18 protein-coding genes are annotated in these 15,607 nt (G+C 48.1%); 10 read left to right on the forward strand and 8 right to left on the reverse strand.

Annotation, left to right across the window (positions count from 1 at the left end):
* Positions 1-115: 115 nt before the first annotated feature.
* The 3 genes from pdxH to anmK all read right to left on the reverse strand — a co-directional run bounded on the left by pdxH (position 116) and on the right by anmK (position 2,554).
* A complete protein-coding gene (gene pdxH, locus M979_RS07370; RefSeq protein ID WP_034455385.1) occupies positions 116-772 on the reverse strand; it encodes a pyridoxamine 5'-phosphate oxidase in 657 nt (218 codons plus the stop codon).
* Positions 773-950: 178 nt separating this feature from the next.
* The gene (mliC, locus tag M979_RS07375) at positions 951-1,274 is read right to left on the reverse strand and encodes a C-type lysozyme inhibitor (RefSeq protein WP_051880466.1); all 324 of its coding nucleotides are present in this window, start codon (positions 1,272-1,274) and stop codon (positions 951-953) included.
* A 158-nt stretch (positions 1,275-1,432) separates the two neighbouring features.
* Positions 1,433-2,554, reverse strand: a complete 1,122-nt coding sequence (gene anmK / locus M979_RS07380; protein WP_064554300.1) for an anhydro-N-acetylmuramic acid kinase — start codon at positions 2,552-2,554, stop codon at positions 1,433-1,435.
* 282 nt (positions 2,555-2,836) lie between these two features.
* On the opposite strand from anmK, the gene slyB reads away from it, so the two are divergent.
* A complete protein-coding gene (slyB, locus tag M979_RS07385) occupies positions 2,837-3,304 on the forward strand; it encodes an outer membrane lipoprotein SlyB (protein ID WP_064511755.1) in 468 nt (155 codons plus the stop codon).
* A 104-nt stretch (positions 3,305-3,408) separates the two neighbouring features.
* Here the strand turns inward: slyB and slyA are convergent, their stop codons facing one another.
* On the reverse strand, positions 3,409-3,849 hold the full coding sequence (gene slyA, locus M979_RS07390; protein ID WP_034455381.1) for a transcriptional regulator SlyA: 441 nt from the start codon (positions 3,847-3,849) through the stop codon (positions 3,409-3,411).
* Positions 3,850-4,023: 174 nt separating this feature from the next.
* Here slyA and M979_RS07395 point away from each other — a divergent pair, with 174 nt between their 5' ends.
* Genes M979_RS07395 through M979_RS07405 form a run of 3 tightly spaced genes read left to right on the forward strand, consistent with a single transcriptional unit; the run spans position 4,024 to position 7,151 of the window.
* A complete protein-coding gene (locus M979_RS07395) occupies positions 4,024-4,260 on the forward strand; it encodes a DUF1656 domain-containing protein (RefSeq protein WP_034455380.1) in 237 nt (78 codons plus the stop codon).
* 3 nt (positions 4,261-4,263) lie between these two features.
* Positions 4,264-5,121, forward strand: coding sequence for an efflux RND transporter periplasmic adaptor subunit (locus M979_RS07400; protein ID WP_034455379.1), 858 nt, complete (start codon positions 4,264-4,266; stop codon positions 5,119-5,121).
* Positions 5,122-5,129: 8 nt separating this feature from the next.
* Positions 5,130-7,151 carry an FUSC family protein gene (locus tag M979_RS07405; protein ID WP_064554301.1) on the forward strand — a complete coding sequence of 674 codons (2,022 nt, stop codon included), beginning with the start codon at positions 5,130-5,132 and terminating at the stop codon, positions 7,149-7,151.
* A gap of 2 nt (positions 7,152-7,153) precedes the next feature.
* On the opposite strand, the gene sodC is transcribed toward M979_RS07405, so the two are convergent.
* The 3 genes from sodC to M979_RS07420 all read right to left on the reverse strand — a co-directional run bounded on the left by sodC (position 7,154) and on the right by M979_RS07420 (position 8,950).
* Positions 7,154-7,675 carry a superoxide dismutase [Cu-Zn] SodC gene (gene sodC, locus M979_RS07410; RefSeq protein ID WP_064554302.1) on the reverse strand — a complete coding sequence of 174 codons (522 nt, stop codon included), beginning with the start codon at positions 7,673-7,675 and terminating at the stop codon, positions 7,154-7,156.
* Between the two features lie 81 nt (positions 7,676-7,756).
* A complete protein-coding gene (locus M979_RS07415; RefSeq protein ID WP_034455376.1) occupies positions 7,757-8,653 on the reverse strand; it encodes an aldo/keto reductase in 897 nt (298 codons plus the stop codon).
* A 57-nt stretch (positions 8,654-8,710) separates the two neighbouring features.
* Positions 8,711-8,950, reverse strand: a complete 240-nt coding sequence (locus M979_RS07420) for a DUF1289 domain-containing protein (RefSeq protein ID WP_034455375.1) — start codon at positions 8,948-8,950, stop codon at positions 8,711-8,713.
* 184 nt (positions 8,951-9,134) lie between these two features.
* Between M979_RS07420 and eptA the strand changes: the two genes are divergently transcribed.
* The 5 genes from eptA to rnt all read left to right on the forward strand — a co-directional run bounded on the left by eptA (position 9,135) and on the right by rnt (position 13,881).
* A complete protein-coding gene (gene eptA / locus M979_RS07425; RefSeq protein ID WP_064554303.1) occupies positions 9,135-10,763 on the forward strand; it encodes a phosphoethanolamine transferase EptA in 1,629 nt (542 codons plus the stop codon).
* Positions 10,764-10,834: 71 nt separating this feature from the next.
* The gene (locus tag M979_RS07430) at positions 10,835-11,434 is read left to right on the forward strand and encodes a TetR/AcrR family transcriptional regulator (protein WP_034455373.1); all 600 of its coding nucleotides are present in this window, start codon (positions 10,835-10,837) and stop codon (positions 11,432-11,434) included.
* A gap of 51 nt (positions 11,435-11,485) precedes the next feature.
* The gene (nemA, locus tag M979_RS07435) at positions 11,486-12,583 is read left to right on the forward strand and encodes an alkene reductase (RefSeq protein WP_064554304.1); all 1,098 of its coding nucleotides are present in this window, start codon (positions 11,486-11,488) and stop codon (positions 12,581-12,583) included.
* A 138-nt stretch (positions 12,584-12,721) separates the two neighbouring features.
* Positions 12,722-13,129 carry a lactoylglutathione lyase gene (gloA, locus tag M979_RS07440; protein WP_034455371.1) on the forward strand — a complete coding sequence of 136 codons (408 nt, stop codon included), beginning with the start codon at positions 12,722-12,724 and terminating at the stop codon, positions 13,127-13,129.
* A gap of 92 nt (positions 13,130-13,221) precedes the next feature.
* Complete coding sequence (gene rnt / locus M979_RS07445; RefSeq protein WP_034455370.1) at positions 13,222-13,881, forward strand: ribonuclease T; 660 nt, start codon at positions 13,222-13,224, stop codon at positions 13,879-13,881.
* Positions 13,882-13,940: 59 nt separating this feature from the next.
* Here rnt and grxD read toward each other — a convergent pair whose 3' ends face one another.
* Positions 13,941-14,285: a monothiol glutaredoxin 4 gene (grxD, locus tag M979_RS07450; RefSeq protein ID WP_034455369.1), complete on the reverse strand. Its 345-nt coding sequence runs from the start codon at positions 14,283-14,285 to the stop codon at positions 13,941-13,943.
* A gap of 362 nt (positions 14,286-14,647) precedes the next feature.
* On the opposite strand from grxD, the gene M979_RS07455 reads away from it, so the two are divergent.
* Positions 14,648-15,496, forward strand: coding sequence for a C40 family peptidase (locus tag M979_RS07455; protein WP_034455368.1), 849 nt, complete (start codon positions 14,648-14,650; stop codon positions 15,494-15,496).
* Positions 15,497-15,607 lie beyond the last annotated feature (111 nt).

Here is a 15,607-nt window from a genome sequence, read left to right on the forward strand (position 1 = left end):
CCTTTACCGGTACACGGCTTTTCGCCTTGTGGCGAAAGAAGTTAATTTCTTAGGGGACATAGAATAAAGCGCCAATAGAAGGAGTACCAGCGCTTAGAACAACAAATTCCGTCTGTTATGGGGCCAGACGGTCTATTTTCCAGGCATCGCCTTCACGCTGGTATAAAAAACGATCGTGCAGACGGTGTTCACCGCCCTGCCAGAATTCCATTTGGTCAATTGTTACGCGATAGCCACCCCAGAAACTCGGCAGCGGAATTTCGCCTTGCTGGAATTTCTGTTTCAGCTCTAAAAATTTACTTTCCAGAATTCCGCGCGCGGAAATACGGCTGGATTGTTTTGAAACCCAGGCGCCAATCTGGCTATCACGCGGGCGACTGTGGAAATATTTCATCACTTCAAGAGTCGATAAACGCTCCGCCGTTCCTTGCACCATCACCTGGCGGTCTAGCATATGCCACGGGAAGTGCAGGCTGATACGAGGGTTATTTTCCAGATGATGGGCTTTGCGTGAACCGAGGTTGGTATAGAACACCAGACCACGCTCGTCGAAGTGTTTTAGCAAAACAATACGTTGATAAGGCTGCCCGCTTTCATCAACGGTTGCCACTACCATGGCAGTAGGATCAGCAAGTTTTGCTTCACATGCCTGGGCAAGCCAGCGCTCAAACAATGGCAAAGGTTGTTCGGTAAGATCCGTGCGGCGCAAACCACCTTTGGTGTATTCACGGCGCAGATGTGCGATTTGTTGCAAAGAGTCGTTATCAGACATGGCGTTACGTCAGGGTATGATTAGGTGGAGGCTATTGTGCGCTCCACCCTGAGAAATCTCTACTCAAAATAATTCAAGTTGCAGATAGGGGGTAAACGAACGAAGACCTGAAACTCACTTAAGCGAGTGACCAGGTTAAGAGAATGCAGTCCCCCTGCGACTTTAAGTTTGAAGAGTATCAACGCTTGGGATTTTGTAACTGGCAATTATCCAACACGACTGTGTCTTTACGATACACCGTTGCGGTATCGCCTTTTGACCAGAATACGTAAACACCATCGGTATAGCGCGCACCTGATGCAGACAAACCTTGTGTTAGCGACAAATATTCGTTGTCATAAACAAAGTTCACCATCTGCTTTTGGTTATTTAATTTAACGGTAAGCGGTTTTTCATCACACTGATATTGCAGAGTGTCCGTCTGCATCTTCTCAACAAAAGTGTTGTAGTAGCTACATCCTGAAAGCATGAAGGGAATGGCGGCAATAAGTAGTTTTTTCATCTGCATGTCCTGAAGTTCTTTTTTTTATAGCGGGGGATAGTAGCGTCCCCCATTAGCTTCAGTTTAGAGATTTAGTGCGGTAGTGAATTTCAGTTAACTCTGATTATGCTCATCATAATTTAAGTTACCTTTTTATTGGCGACGTTCGCTCGCACTATTTAGGGTAAACACAGCGGGTTAGCAGGGAAAATTGCACCAATCACGCTTGCTGCAGACGCCCCGGTCACCGAAGGCAAGTTTCCTGGCAGACCTGACATTGTACGATAAGCAAGCCAGGCGAATGCCAGCGCCTCCATATCGTCACCGCTAATTCCCGCCTCATCAGTGGTCGTGACTTCGATACCCGGCAGCAACCCACTCAAACGAGCCATCAGCAATGGATTACGGCTTCCACCACCGCATACCATCAGCCGCTCACAACCGCCGCTCAGCAATACTTGTTCTGAAATAGTGACGGCAGTCAGCTCCGTCAGCGTTGCCTGGACATCTTCTCCAGCAAGTCCCGGGAATGCGGCTAACTGGCGCTCAAGCCAACCATAATTGAAATATTCACGGCCAGTGCTCTTTGGCGCAGGCATGGCGAAGTATGGATCGCTTAGCATCTGCTGCAATAGTGGAATAATGACTTTACCGCTGCTCGCCCATTGAGCGTCTTTATCGTACGCTTTGCCGCGTTGACGCCAGATCCAGGCATCAATCAGCATGTTTCCTGGGCCAGTATCAAACCCTCGTACTGGCTGTTCAGGGAAAAGCAGAGAGAGATTAGCGATCCCGCCAATATTTAACACCATGCGATGTTCCGTGGGATGCGCCAGCAAAGCGTGATGGAATGCAGGCACCAGCGGAGCGCCCTGCCCACCCAAAGCCATATCCCGACGACGGAAATCACCAACCACAGTTACGCCTGTTCGCGCAACGATTTGATTGTTATCCCCAATTTGCATGGTATGCGCCGCTTCACCTTGTGGCTCGTGCCAGACGGTTTGCCCGTGGCAACCAATTGCGGTGATATCTGTATAGGTCAGCCCCTGGTTGTTCATCAATGTCTGAACAGCGTCAGCGAATAATTTACCAAGGCGATTATCAAGTTGGCCGAGCTGAGAAAGGGTTAATGGCTGCCCCTGGCAAATGGCCAGAATGGCATTTTTTATCTCTAAAGGGATGGGATGGCTATAACTTGCCTGTTGTGCAACAAGATGTTCATCAATCGCGGCCAGAACGACGTCAATCCCGTCCAGGCTGGTGCCTGACATCACACCGATATAGCGCCCTGATTTCATCTGTTACTCCTTACGACTTGCCAAATTGGGGATAAACTCAACCATAAACTAGCATTCTATGCGATGGTTACTTAATAATTTTTAACAAAAATATTCTACGGATAGATATTAATAGCGCCATAGATTTAATTTATGAATGGTTGATACTCGGTTAAGAGAGGCTTTTTTAATATGAATGCCATTAATCGTCTGAACTTATTTTAAATTCAGCACCCAAATACCATATAATTTAGCCATGAAGGATGCTCAGTTGAGCGTTTCACGTGTTCAGGAGAGTCACAAATGATTTCACGTATACTGGTAGTCTCGTTAGTTGGGTTAACTCTGGCTGGTTGCGCTAACACCAGTTCACTTTCAGGCGACGTATATAGCGCTTCTGATGCTAAACAAGTACAAAGCGTGACTTATGGTACTTTGGTATCTGCTCGCCCGGTTCAGATCCAGGCCGGTAACGATTCAAATGTGATGGGTGCAATTGGTGGCGCTGTGCTGGGTGGTTTCCTGGGTAACACAGTGGGTGGTGGTACAGGTCGTTCACTGGCTACCGCTGCGGGTGCAGTGGCAGGTGGTGTAGCGGGTCAGAGTGTTCAGGGTGCGATGAACAAAACTCAGGGTGTGGAACTGGAAATTCGTAAGGACGATGGCAACACCATTCTGGTCGTTCAGAAACAAGGTGATACCAAGTTTACTGTAGGTCAACGTGTAAGACTTGCCAGCAACGGCAGCCAGGTTACCGTCTCACCAAATTAATTATGAAGGGTGACTTGTTTACAGGTCACCCCTCTTCGCTTCTTTGCTAGCCAAATAATCAAAACAGAAAACCTCATCGAATGATGAGGCTTGCAATAAACAGCTTATTCTTTCGTCTGCAAATCAACGATATTTTTTTCCAGCCGATTTATCAAATTAAGCAACAGCGTCTGTTCTTCAGCGTTGATACCTAACAAAATTTCCTCGCGCGTTTTCTTGATAACCGTCTCCATCTCATTGATGATAGGCTCAGCACGCTCAGTGAGCTTGATGCGTTTTGCCCTACGATCATTCGCGCAGGTTTGACGAGAAATCAGCCCTTTCTCTTCGAGTTGATCAAGCGTTCTGACCAGTGATGGTTGTTCTATGCCGATCGCTTTGGCCAACTGAATCTGCGACTGCTCGGGCGGCAACTGATGAATATTATGCAGCGTAACCCAATGTGTCTGTGTCAATTCCAGAGGTTTCAGGCGATGGTCAATCAGAGCACGCCAAATGCGCACCAACCGTGCCAGATCTGATCCTAATGGCGATTCCAATTTCATCTCCTTATAATTAGCTTGCTAACTTATTATACTGATTTTAAACTATTGTGCAGGCTTTACTTGAAAAAACAAAATCCTTATTTTTGCTGATGTTATGCAAATAGCTATACTTTTAGTTTACATCTAAGTCTGGAGAAACGGCAGTTTTCCCAGCATTTTAAAGGATTATCTGACGTGAGCTTCAATTTTTTAACATCAGGCCTACCTCTACAGGACTTAGTGTTTGGCGCTTCTATCTATTTCCCCCCTCTTTTTAAAGCGGTTATCGTCGGCTTTTTTATCTGGCTCATTTTGCATCATCTGTTACGTGACTGGATGTATTCCGGCGAGATCTGGCATCCAACATTAATGGATTTGTCATTATTCTCGCTGTCAGTTAGTGCAGCCCTTGTCATTCTGGTGGTGTGGTAAAGCATGAATATGAAAACAATAAAGTACTTTTCCACACTAGTGATTTTCGCGGCAGCCATCATTGTTGGCTGGCTGTTATGGAATTATTACATGCAATCCCCCTGGACGCGAGACGGGAAAGTCCGGGCGGAGCAAGTCAGCATCACGCCGCAAGTGTCCGGAACGATAACTCAGCTAAATATTGAAGATAACCAATTCGTCAAAGCGGGTACCATTCTGTTCACCATTGACTCAACGCCCTACCACATTGCGCAACTCAATGCTGAAGCGCAATTAGCTCAGTCTCAGTCAGAATTATCAAAAGCCAGCAATGAAGCAAATCGCCGTAAAAACCTGCCGCACAACTACATTTCCGCCGAGGATATGGACACGGCAAATATTAATGTCAAAGCCGCGCAAGCTGCCGTAAAAGCCGCTGAAGCTACCGTCGAACAAGCGAAATGGCAGATTTCTCAAACCACAGTTACCGCACCTGTTGATGGCTGGGTAACCAATCTTTCAACGCGTACTGGTAATTATGCAACCTCTGGACAGCCCGTGTTTGCGCTGGTCGACAGCCATTCTTTCTATGTGGTGGGGTATTTTGAAGAAACCAAACTGCGCCATATTCAACCCGGTGATCTAGCCGAAATTGTTCTCTATAGCGGGCATATACCGTTATCAGGAAAAGTGCAAAGTATTGGCCGCGCTATTTATGACCAAAGTGTTGAAAGCGACAGCGATTTGGTGGCAGATATTAAACCCAATGTACCCTGGGTGCGCCTTGCTCAGCGCGTGCCGGTGCGCATTCAGCTAAACCAGATCCCGCAAGGTATTACGCTGGTTTCTGGCACCACCTGCACTGTTTCAATTAAACACTGATCCTGGCGATGAAACTTTCGTCACTGGCATGGAAAAACACGCCCTGGGGGAAAGCAAACGCCGGGCAATGGCGTTATGCCTTGCGTAATGCCATTGCGATGTGCCTCGCATTAACCATCGCTTACTACCTGAACTTAGATGAACCTTATTGGGCTATGACCTCCGCGGCGGTTGTCAGTTTCCCCACCGTCGGCGGCGTGGTAAGTAAAAGTCTGGGACGAGTCGCCGGTAGCCTGATTGGCGCGATGGCCTCATTAATTATTGCGGGTAATACACTCAACGATCCTTGGTTATTTACCTTTGCAATGGCGTCCTGGCTCGCACTGTGCACCTGGAGTTCCAGCCATTTCCAGAACAACGTAGCCTATGCTTTTATGCTGGCGGGCTACACCGCTGCGATCATCGCTTTCCCGATGGTCAATACCGTTGAAACAACCCAGCTTTGGGACATTACTCAGGCGCGCGTTTGTGAGGTCATTGTCGGGATTTTATGTGGTGGCTTGATGATGATGGTACTGCCCAGTACCTCAGATGGCACCACCCTTCTTAGTGCGTTGCGAAATATGCATGCCCGGTTGTTAGAGCACGCAACGATGTTGTGGAAGCCAGAAACCACAGATGCAATTCGAACAGCACACGAAGGTGTTATTGGGCAGATTCTAACCATGAATCTATTGAGAATTCAGGCGTTCTGGAGCCATTACCGCTTCCGCCGCCAGAATAATTTGCTCAACTATTTAATACATCAACAATTACGTCTGACCAGCGTCATCTCAAGCCTTCGACGCATGCTAATGAACTGGCCAAATCCCCCGGAAAATCTGTGGCCAGTTCTTGAAGCATTGATTAGTGAGTTGGCACGGGAAGGTACCCATAAATATAGCGTCGCCCGATTGTTGCAACAGATTGCCCCAGGCCCCGAAGCTGATTATCGCCATCAGGCATTCTGGCTACGCTTGCGGTATTTCTGCTGGTTGTATCTGAACAGTAGCCGCTGGTTACGTGAGTTGGAAAATGCCACCCCGGTTTCAGAACTCACTCCCCCCAAAACGCCACCGCTGGCACGTCATACGGATAATACCGAAGCATTGTGGAGCGCGTTACGAACCTTTTGCGTGATAACCGTAACCGGCGCCTGGTGTATTAACACTCAATGGGACGCCGGGAGCGGCGCGTTGTCGTTGGCGGCGATCAGTTGCGTGCTCTATTCGTCGGTCGCCTCACCGCTTAACTCACTTACGCTATTGATGCGCACCCTGCTATGGCTGTCTTTATTTAGCTTCCTGGTCAAATTTGGCCTGATGGTACAGATTACCGATCTCTGGCAATTCCTGATTTTCTTATTACCGCTGCTGGCGACAATGCAACTGCTGAAATTGCAACAACCCAAGTTTGCCGGGCTGTGGGGGCAATTAATTGTTTTCATGGGGTCGTTTATCGCCGTCACTAATCCACCGGTTTATGACTTAGCTGATTTCCTCAATGACAATCTGGCAAAAGTCATTGGTGTAGGTCTTTCATGGGTTGCTTTTTCTGTTCTTCGCCCAGGTTCCGACACACGTAAAGGCCGCCGTCATATTCGTGCCTTACGACGCGGTTTTGTCGATCAGTTAAGCCGCAAACCGCAACACTCTGAGAACCAGTTCGAATCGCTGGTGTATCACCACATCAGCCAATTGAGTAACAGTAAAGATGAAGTGGCGCGCCGCTGGTTGCTGCGTTGGGGAGTGGTATTACTCAATTGTTCCCATGTGGTATGGCAATTACGAGTATGGGAAACACGCTCCGACCCGCTTTCACAGGTGCGAGATGTGTGTATTCATACCTTGCGGGATGTCATGAGTGAGCGAGGTGTACAACAACGCTCTTTAACAGCCACGCTACAGGAACTGCAGCGCATGTCTGAAACGCTCGCACATCATCACCATCCGGCAGCGCGTGAGCTTGCGGGAATTATCTGGCGGCTCTACTGCTCACTTTCACAACTGGAACAAGCGCCACCTGCCGGCACTCTGGCAGGTAGCCACTGAGTTTATTGAATTACGCCACAAGCGTAGCGTGCTCCGCCCCCGCCAAGTGGTTTAGGTTGATCGGACATATTATCGCCATCAACATGCACCATCAGTGCCTTGCCTTTAACTTCATCAAGCGTTTTCAAGCGCGGTGCAGTAACGGGTGCGGTTGCACTACCGTCATTATCGACCACCAGCACCGGCAAATCCCCCAAATGCCCGACGCCCATCGGCCCCATGTGTTTGCCGGTTTTATCAGGATCAAGGTGTCCACCTGCCGCTTCAGCTGCTGAAGGTTTCCCCTCTTTTAAGCCTGGTTCACAACTGCCTTTGGCATGGACATGAAAACCATGTTCGCCCGGAGGAAGAGTTCGAAGATCGGGCGCAAAAACCAGCCCTTTATCAGTTTCGGTGATTTTCACGGTACCAAGAGAATGGCCAATCCCCTTAGGTGTGACAAGATTTATTTGAACTTCGGTACTCGCAGCCTGAACAGCCGCGCAGCTAAATAGCGTTAAAAAAGCCAGACTTATTCGCTTCATATTACCTCCCGGATTCACGTTCAACCTGTTAAGCATAGGCCAGACAGGTTGAATCCTCCGGGAGATAGCTGTTTTTGCGGGTTATGGCACGTCGTAACCCAATGCAGCTTTACGGATACGGAACCACTGCTGGCGGCTCATATCCAGACTTAAGGAGTGAATCGCTGAACGCACGCGTTCAATTTTACCGGAACCGATGATTGGCAGCGGTTTAGACGGCAATCGCATCACCCACGCGTAAACCACCTGTTCGATGGTCTCCGCACCGATTTCATTTGCGACGGCTTGCAGCTCATCACGCAGCGGCTGGAACGCCTCGTCGTTAAACAAGCTACCGCCACCCAGGCAGGACCATGCCATAGGATGAATACGCAACTGTTGGCATTGATCCAGTGTACCGTCGAGAATAGTTGGCTGATGTACCGGAGAGATTTCTACCTGATTGGTCGCAAGCGTGAAAGGCAAACGCGATTGCAACAAAGCAAACTGTGCGGGGGTAAAGTTCGATACGCCAAAGTGGCGCACTTTGCCGCTCTGATGCAGCGAAGTGAAGGCTTCTGCAACTTCATCAGCATCCATCAAAGGGTCCGGGCGGTGAATCAGCAGCAGGTCGAGGTAATCAGTTGCCAGATTCTCGAGTGATTTTTCAGTCTGGCTGATGATGTGTGATTTATCGGTAATATAGTGACCCAGTGCGTGACCTGGGTTTGCCGTGGTCGCAATACCGCATTTGGTGACAATTTCCATTTTGGAACGTAGGTGTGGTGCCAGGCGCATCGCTTCGCCAAAAGCAGCTTCACACTGGTAACCGCCGTAAATATCAGCGTGATCGGCGGTAGTAATCCCTAAATCGACATGCTCTTCAATAAAGCTGGCTAGCTGAGGCGCGGACATGTTCCACTCCATCAAACGCCAATACCCCATAACCAGGCGTGAAAATTCTGGGCCCTGCGGGGAAATTGTAATGCGCTGTACCATAAAGCAATCCTCAGTAATAAAACGAATTCTGCGACTGAGTATAGCGGTATCAAAGAATTAAAAAAGTGAGGGTTGTTGCGGTTCTTCGGGGGGATTTGACTTGTTCGCGCGTAATTTGCGCATTAATCGCTGACGACATAACCGCAGCACTTCTTGTTTCTGCCCATCGCTTAATTGCTGCCATTGAAATCGTTCATCACGGCTGCGCATACAGCCACGGCAAAAACCGCGTTCATCTGACTGGCAGATCCCACGACAGGGGCTTTGAATCGGGAAAAATTCTAACTGTTCAGACACCCTCACACCTCTTTTGTAGTATTGCTTCAATTGAAGCCCGACAAATAAAATGTTGCAAGCGGTGCGGTAAATATTCTTAATGCTTGTCCCGTTAACAAAGATATGAATGGATTTTTGAAACTAAGGTTCACCTAATCTTTATTCAATAGTCTGTTGGCACTCTTTATGATCATTTATGGCTGTTATGGAATCCCTGAAAAAGTTACAGTGTAACGATTCTAAGTTTAATATTTGCTGTGCGCTCTTCTTCACATTAATCAATTTCTTGTTCATAAAACGCACCTGGGAAATCATTGCTCCGGTTTCGTTCCATAGCTGGCTTTTCGCAATTTCTGTACCGGTGGTGTTATTCAGCGCCTGGTTGACGATTTTCAGCATAATAAACCTGCCTTGGTTGCGTAAACCCATGCTGGTAATACTGATAATTGGCTGCGCGGCCAGTAACTATTTTATGAGCACTTACGGTGCCGTCATCGACAAAAATATGATGACGAACGTCTTTGAAACCGACTCCCAGGAAGCCGTAGCACTCATTACTCCGCAATTGCTTATATGGCTCAGCCTTGCGGGCATCGTGCCTGCGCTCATCCTGGCATCAATTAAAATCAAGCCTTCACGTTGGTGGTATACCCTCCTGACTCGGCTGGTAGGTGTGTTGGCTGGCCTGTTGATCATTATTCTTGTCGCATCCGTATTTTATAAAGACTACGCCTCACTGTTCCGTAACAACAAAGGTGTCGTGAAAATGGTGACACCTGCCAACTACATTAGCGCGATAAGCCGCTACAGCAACGCCCGTTGGTTTGCCGGCGATCAATCGCTGGTAAAAATTGGCGAAGATGCGAAAAAAGGCCCGTTGATTAGCCAGCAGAAAAAGAAAACCGTTGTTGTCTTTGTTGTCGGGGAAGCCTCACGTGCTGAAAACTACTCACTAAATGGTTACATCCGCGATACCAACCCTGAGATGAAAAAACGCGACGTTATTTATTTCCCTAATGCGTCGTCCTGCGGCACTGAAACGGCGATTTCTGTGCCATGCATGTTCTCCAATATGTCACGCAAAAATTACGATGCATCGCTGGCTCGTCACCAGGAAGGATTACTGGACGTCATGGCTCATGCGGGTATCAATCTGCTGTGGCGTGATAACGATGGTGGCTGTAAAGGGGCTTGTGCCCGTATCCCGCATACCGATATGACACAATGGAATTTAGACGCATTATGCAAAGACAAATCCTGCTGGGATGACGCAATTCTGCATCGCTTTGGTAATGTGCTGGATGGTTTACAGCAAGACTCCGTCATTGTACTGCACCTGATGGGTAGCCATGGTCCGGCCTACTATCGCCGCTACCCGGATAAATTCCGCACGTTCACACCTACGTGTGACAGTAACCAGATTCAGGATTGCGATCGCCAGTCGCTCATCAATACCTATGACAACACCATCTTGTACACCGATGATATCGTTAGCCGCACCATTGATGAATTGAAAGCACATGACGACAAATTTAATACCGCACTGGTCTATCTTTCTGACCATGGTGAGTCACTGGGTGAAAACGGTATTTACCTGCACGGTACGCCATATATGCTGGCCCCTTCACAGCAAACACATATTCCATTCCTGTTCTGGCTATCGAAAGATTACCAACAAAATTTTGCCATCAATGCGGACTGCCTGACGAAGAAAGCGGCTGCCGAGCAAGTTTCTCAGGATAATATTTTCTCAACGCTGCTGGGAATGATGGATATTAAAACATCTGAATATCAATCGGATATGGATATTTTTGCCATATGCCGTAAAGCCTGATCTTTCAGGCGGCAGGAAATTCTGCCGCCTGAACCTTGCCTTAGACCGACTGGTCTATTACAGTAATCTCCATGAACAGACATCCTGAACATGACACTCGTGAACATCTCCTTGCTACCGGCGAGCAGCTTTGCCTGCAACGCGGGTTTACTGGCATGGGATTGAGCGAGCTGTTAAGCACAGCTGAAGTACCGAAAGGGTCGTTTTATCATTACTTCCGGTCAAAAGAAGCATTTGGCGTAGCGATGCTTGAGCGTTACTACACTGCCTACAACCTGCGATTACAGCAGCATTTTTCTCACGATGGCGGCAATTATCGGGAAAAATTGCTGGCCTGGTATCAGGAAACGGTGACATGGTTTTGCCAGCACGGCAGTTTGATCAGTTGTTTAACGGTAAAGCTTTCCGCTGAAGTGTGCGACCTTTCAGAAGATATGCGTGCGGCCCTGAACAAAGGTGCAGCGCAAATTGTCTCCCAGATTGCAGATGCACTGGAAAAAGGTGATGCCGAATCAAGCCTGAAATTAACTGGCTCAGCGTTAAGCCAGGCCCAGGTCATTTATGCTCTTTGGCTGGGAGCGAGTCTTCAGGCGAAAATTTCACGTAGCGCGGTACCGCTAGAATGCGCCCTCGCCCACGTAACCCAATTATTAGCGGAGCCTGTCTCCTGACAGGCTTTTTATTTAATTCAATACTAGACGACCGGTCTACTTGAGGTTTTTATGTCAGCAGATAAATTATTTACTCCACTGAAAGTCGGCGCGATTACCACGCCTAACCGTATCTTTATGGCACCATTAACCCGCCTGCGTAGCATTGTACCTGGAGACATTCCAACACCATTGATGGGTGAGTACTACCGTCAGCGTGCAAGTTCTGGGTTAATTATCAGCGAAGCAACACAAATTTCCGCACAGGCTAAAGGCTACGAAGGCGCACCTGGTCTGCACAGCGACGAACAAATTGCTGCATGGAAAAAAATCACCGCTGGCGTACACGCAGCCGACGGCCGCATTGCTGTGCAGTTGTGGCACACTGGCCGCATCTCTCACACCAGCATCCAACCAGACCAACAGGCTCCGGTTGCGCCATCTGCAATTTCTGCCGGTACGCGCACTTCATTACGTGATGAAAACGGCCATGCCATTCGTGTCGATACATCCATGCCACGTGCTCTTGAGCTTAATGAAATCCCGGGCATTGTGAATGACTTCCGCCAGGCTGTAGGTAATGCACGAGATGCAGGCTTTGATATGGTCGAATTACACTCTGCGCACGGTTACCTGCTGCACCAGTTCCTGTCACCAACATCCAACCATCGTACCGATGAATACGGTGGCAGCCGCGAGAACCGCGCACGACTGGTCCTGGAAGTGGTTGATGCCGTGAGTAAAGAGTGGAGTGCCGATCGCATTGGTATCCGTGTATCACCAATCGGTTCTTTCCAGAATGTCGATAACGGCCCGGACGAAGAAGCCGATGCTCTATATCTGATTGAAGAATTGAACAAACGTGGCATTGCCTATCTGCACATGTCTGAACCAGATTGGGCTGGCGGTCAACCTTATACCGAAGAGTTCCGTCAGAAAGTACGTGAACGCTTTAACGGTGTGATCATCGGTGCGGGTGCTTACACCCCAGAAAAGGCCGAAGCATTAATTGAAAAAGGTCTAATCGACGCCGTAGCCTTTGGCCGTGACTATATTGCTAACCCGGATTTGGTTGAACGCCTGCATCACAATGCAGAACTCAACGCCCAGCGCCCTGAAACCTTCTATGGTGGTGGCGCAGAAGGTTATACCGATTACCCGACTTTATAGTCCCCTTTCATTGATAGCGGCGCTAGTTCGCCGCTATACTTACCTTACATTTAAAAATTAACCCTTTAATTTTGCCCAAATAATTCGGGTTGTAGGTAGGTAGTACAACTTGAAGAATAAAGAGGAAAAGAGGATTTTATGCGCTTACTTCACACCATGCTGCGTGTCGGCGATCTGCAACGCTCCATCGAATTTTACACTAACGTGCTGGGCATGACGCTGCTGCGTACCAGTGAAAATCCGGAATACAAATACTCTCTGGCTTTCGTTGGCTATGGCCCGGAAACCGAAGAAGCTGTTATTGAACTGACCTATAACTGGGGCACAGACAGCTACGATTTAGGCAATGCTTATGGCCACATCGCGCTGAGCGTTGATGACGCAGCTGAAGCCTGCGAACGTATTCGCCAAAACGGTGGCAATGTCACTCGCGAAGCTGGCCCGGTAAAAGGCGGTTCCACCGTTATCGCTTTTGTTGAAGATCCAGACGGCTACAAAATTGAGCTGATCGAAAGCAAAGACGCAGGTAAAGGCCTGGGTAATTAATATTCTGTACGGGTGCTATCTGCACCCGTTAGCTTCCCTTGTTAAAATTTGCCATAATGCGCGCTGCTTTTTCCCCGTATTAAGAGATCCTGATGTCTGACAACACGCAACTGCATAGCCTGTGCGACCGTTTTCGTGGTTTTTATCCGGTAGTCATTGACGTTGAAACCGCCGGGTTTAACGCTAAAACCGATGCTTTACTTGAAGTCGCAGCCATCACCTTAAAGATGGATCAAGACGGCTGGTTATCGATTGACGAAACCCTGCATTTCCATGTTGAACCTTTTGAGGGTGCAATTCTTCAGCCTGAAGCGCTGGCCTTTAATGGTATCGACCCGCATAACCCGTTGCGTGGTGCAGTGAGTGAATATGACGCGCTGCACGCAATTTTTAAAATGGTGCGCAAAGGCATTAAAGACACCGGCTGTAACCGCGCGATCATGGTCGCCCATAATGCGACATTCGATCACAGCTTTATGATGGCAGCGGCAGAACGTGCTTCTTTAAAACGTAACCCGTTCCATCCATTTGTGACCTTTGACACTGCCGCACTGAGCGGGTTGGTGCTGGGCCAGACGGTACTCGCCAAAGCGTGTATCGCCGCAGGTATGCCATTTGACAGCAGCCAGGCGCACTCAGCTCTATATGATACTGAGCAAACAGCCATGCTATTTTGCGAAATCGTCAACCGCTGGAAACGACTCGGTGGTTGGCCTCTACCTTTACCGGTTGAGCCAGAATCTGAAGCATAAAAAAAGCGACCTTAACGGGTCGCTTTTTACTTCTGGCTAGATCTGATTGCGGTTGCAAATTACTCTGCGTCTGGCTCTTCAGATTTGTACTTAGCTGCAGTCTCTTTAATCAGAGATTGCAATTCACCACGCTGATACATCTCAATGATGATATCGCAACCGCCAACCAGTTCACCATCAACCCACAACTGCGGGAAGGTAGGCCAGTTAGCGTATTTTGGCAGCTCAGCACGGATGTCTGGGTTCTGTAAAATATCAACGTACGCGAAACGCTCACCACAAGCGGATAGCGCCTGCACAGCCTGGGCGGAGAAGCCACAGCTAGGCAGTTTCGGAGAACCTTTCATATAAAGAAGAATTGGGTTCTCAGTAATCTGTTGTTGGATTTTTTCAATAGTGCTCATTGCATGCTTCCTCAAACCAAGTCCTGGCATTAGCCTGCCATTGTAGCGATTGACGCCCCCTCCAGAAAACACCATTTTTTACAGGGTTTTTCTGTCATACGCGATGGAGGGACAACATGTATTAAGAATAACACTTTTCCTGCCACTGAAAATCAGCAAATAACCCTAAGCCTGATCAATAAATAGCCTTACAACCATTAGTTTGGTTATTTTTTTTGCGTCCGGTAACGAAACAGCAAGACGAATAGTAAAAGGTTATTAACTTTATCGTACTTAATAGATTAGAATCGGCGGGTTTCGCAAAATCATACACGGGCATGATGGTTTTTCTCATGCATTCATTTTAACCAGGGGATTGTCGAGTGGCGCGGATAACAAAAATTTCTATCACGCTCTGTGCTCTGCTATTTACCTTGCCGTATACACCATTGACGCAGGCGTCTGAGCACGCTCGTCCCGTGGTGGCGTCCAAAGCGCACGTTGTGAAAAATACAACGAAGAGCACAGAAAAGAGCAGTAAGAGTAAAACCACCACCGCCAGCAAAAAAAGCACCACCTCAGCTAAAACGGCCAGCAAGAAAAAAGAAACAACTGCCGCAAAAAGTAAAACCGCCAAAAATGCCAGCAGCGCTAAAACAAAGAATCTTGCAAAAAACTCCCGCAATAAAACTTCTAAGCTCGCAAAAGCCCAGCCTGTTACTTTCACCGAAAAATGCAGCAAGCCGCGTAAAGGCCATAAAGCGCATTGTGTAAAAGTTAAATCAGAACAGCCAACGACGATTGCAGCGGCGCATAAAGTCCGTGTGCAAAAAGCACAAAAAACGGCAATGAACAAATTGATGGGCCAGATCGGTAAACCGTATCGTTGGGGTGGCACCTCACCAGTTACCGGTTTCGATTGCAGTGGTCTGGTTTACTACGCGTACAAAGACTTAGTGAAGTTCCGTATTCCTCGTACCGCGAATGAAATGTATCACCTGCGTGATGCCTCATCTGTAGATCGTGGAGAGCTGGAAACGGGTGATTTGGTGTTCTTCCGTACTCAGGGTCGTGGTACCGCTGATCATGTTGGTGTATACGTCGGCAATGGTAAATTCATTCAGTCACCACGTACCGGTCAGGACATCCAGATCACCTCTTTGAGCGAAGATTACTGGCAACGTCACTATGTCGGCGCAAAACGCGTTATGACACCTAAAACCATTCGTTAAATCTGCTACCTGCCCTTCCCTGGGCAGGTAAGTTCCCTCTTTTGCTTATCCTTTCAATTTGTTACCCTAAACCCGCACTAAAAGTGTTTATTTAACAATAGATACCCAAAG

It is taken from the genome of Buttiauxella noackiae ATCC 51607, assembly GCF_001654865.1.
Classification (GTDB): Bacteria; Pseudomonadota; Gammaproteobacteria; order Enterobacterales; family Enterobacteriaceae; genus Buttiauxella; species Buttiauxella noackiae.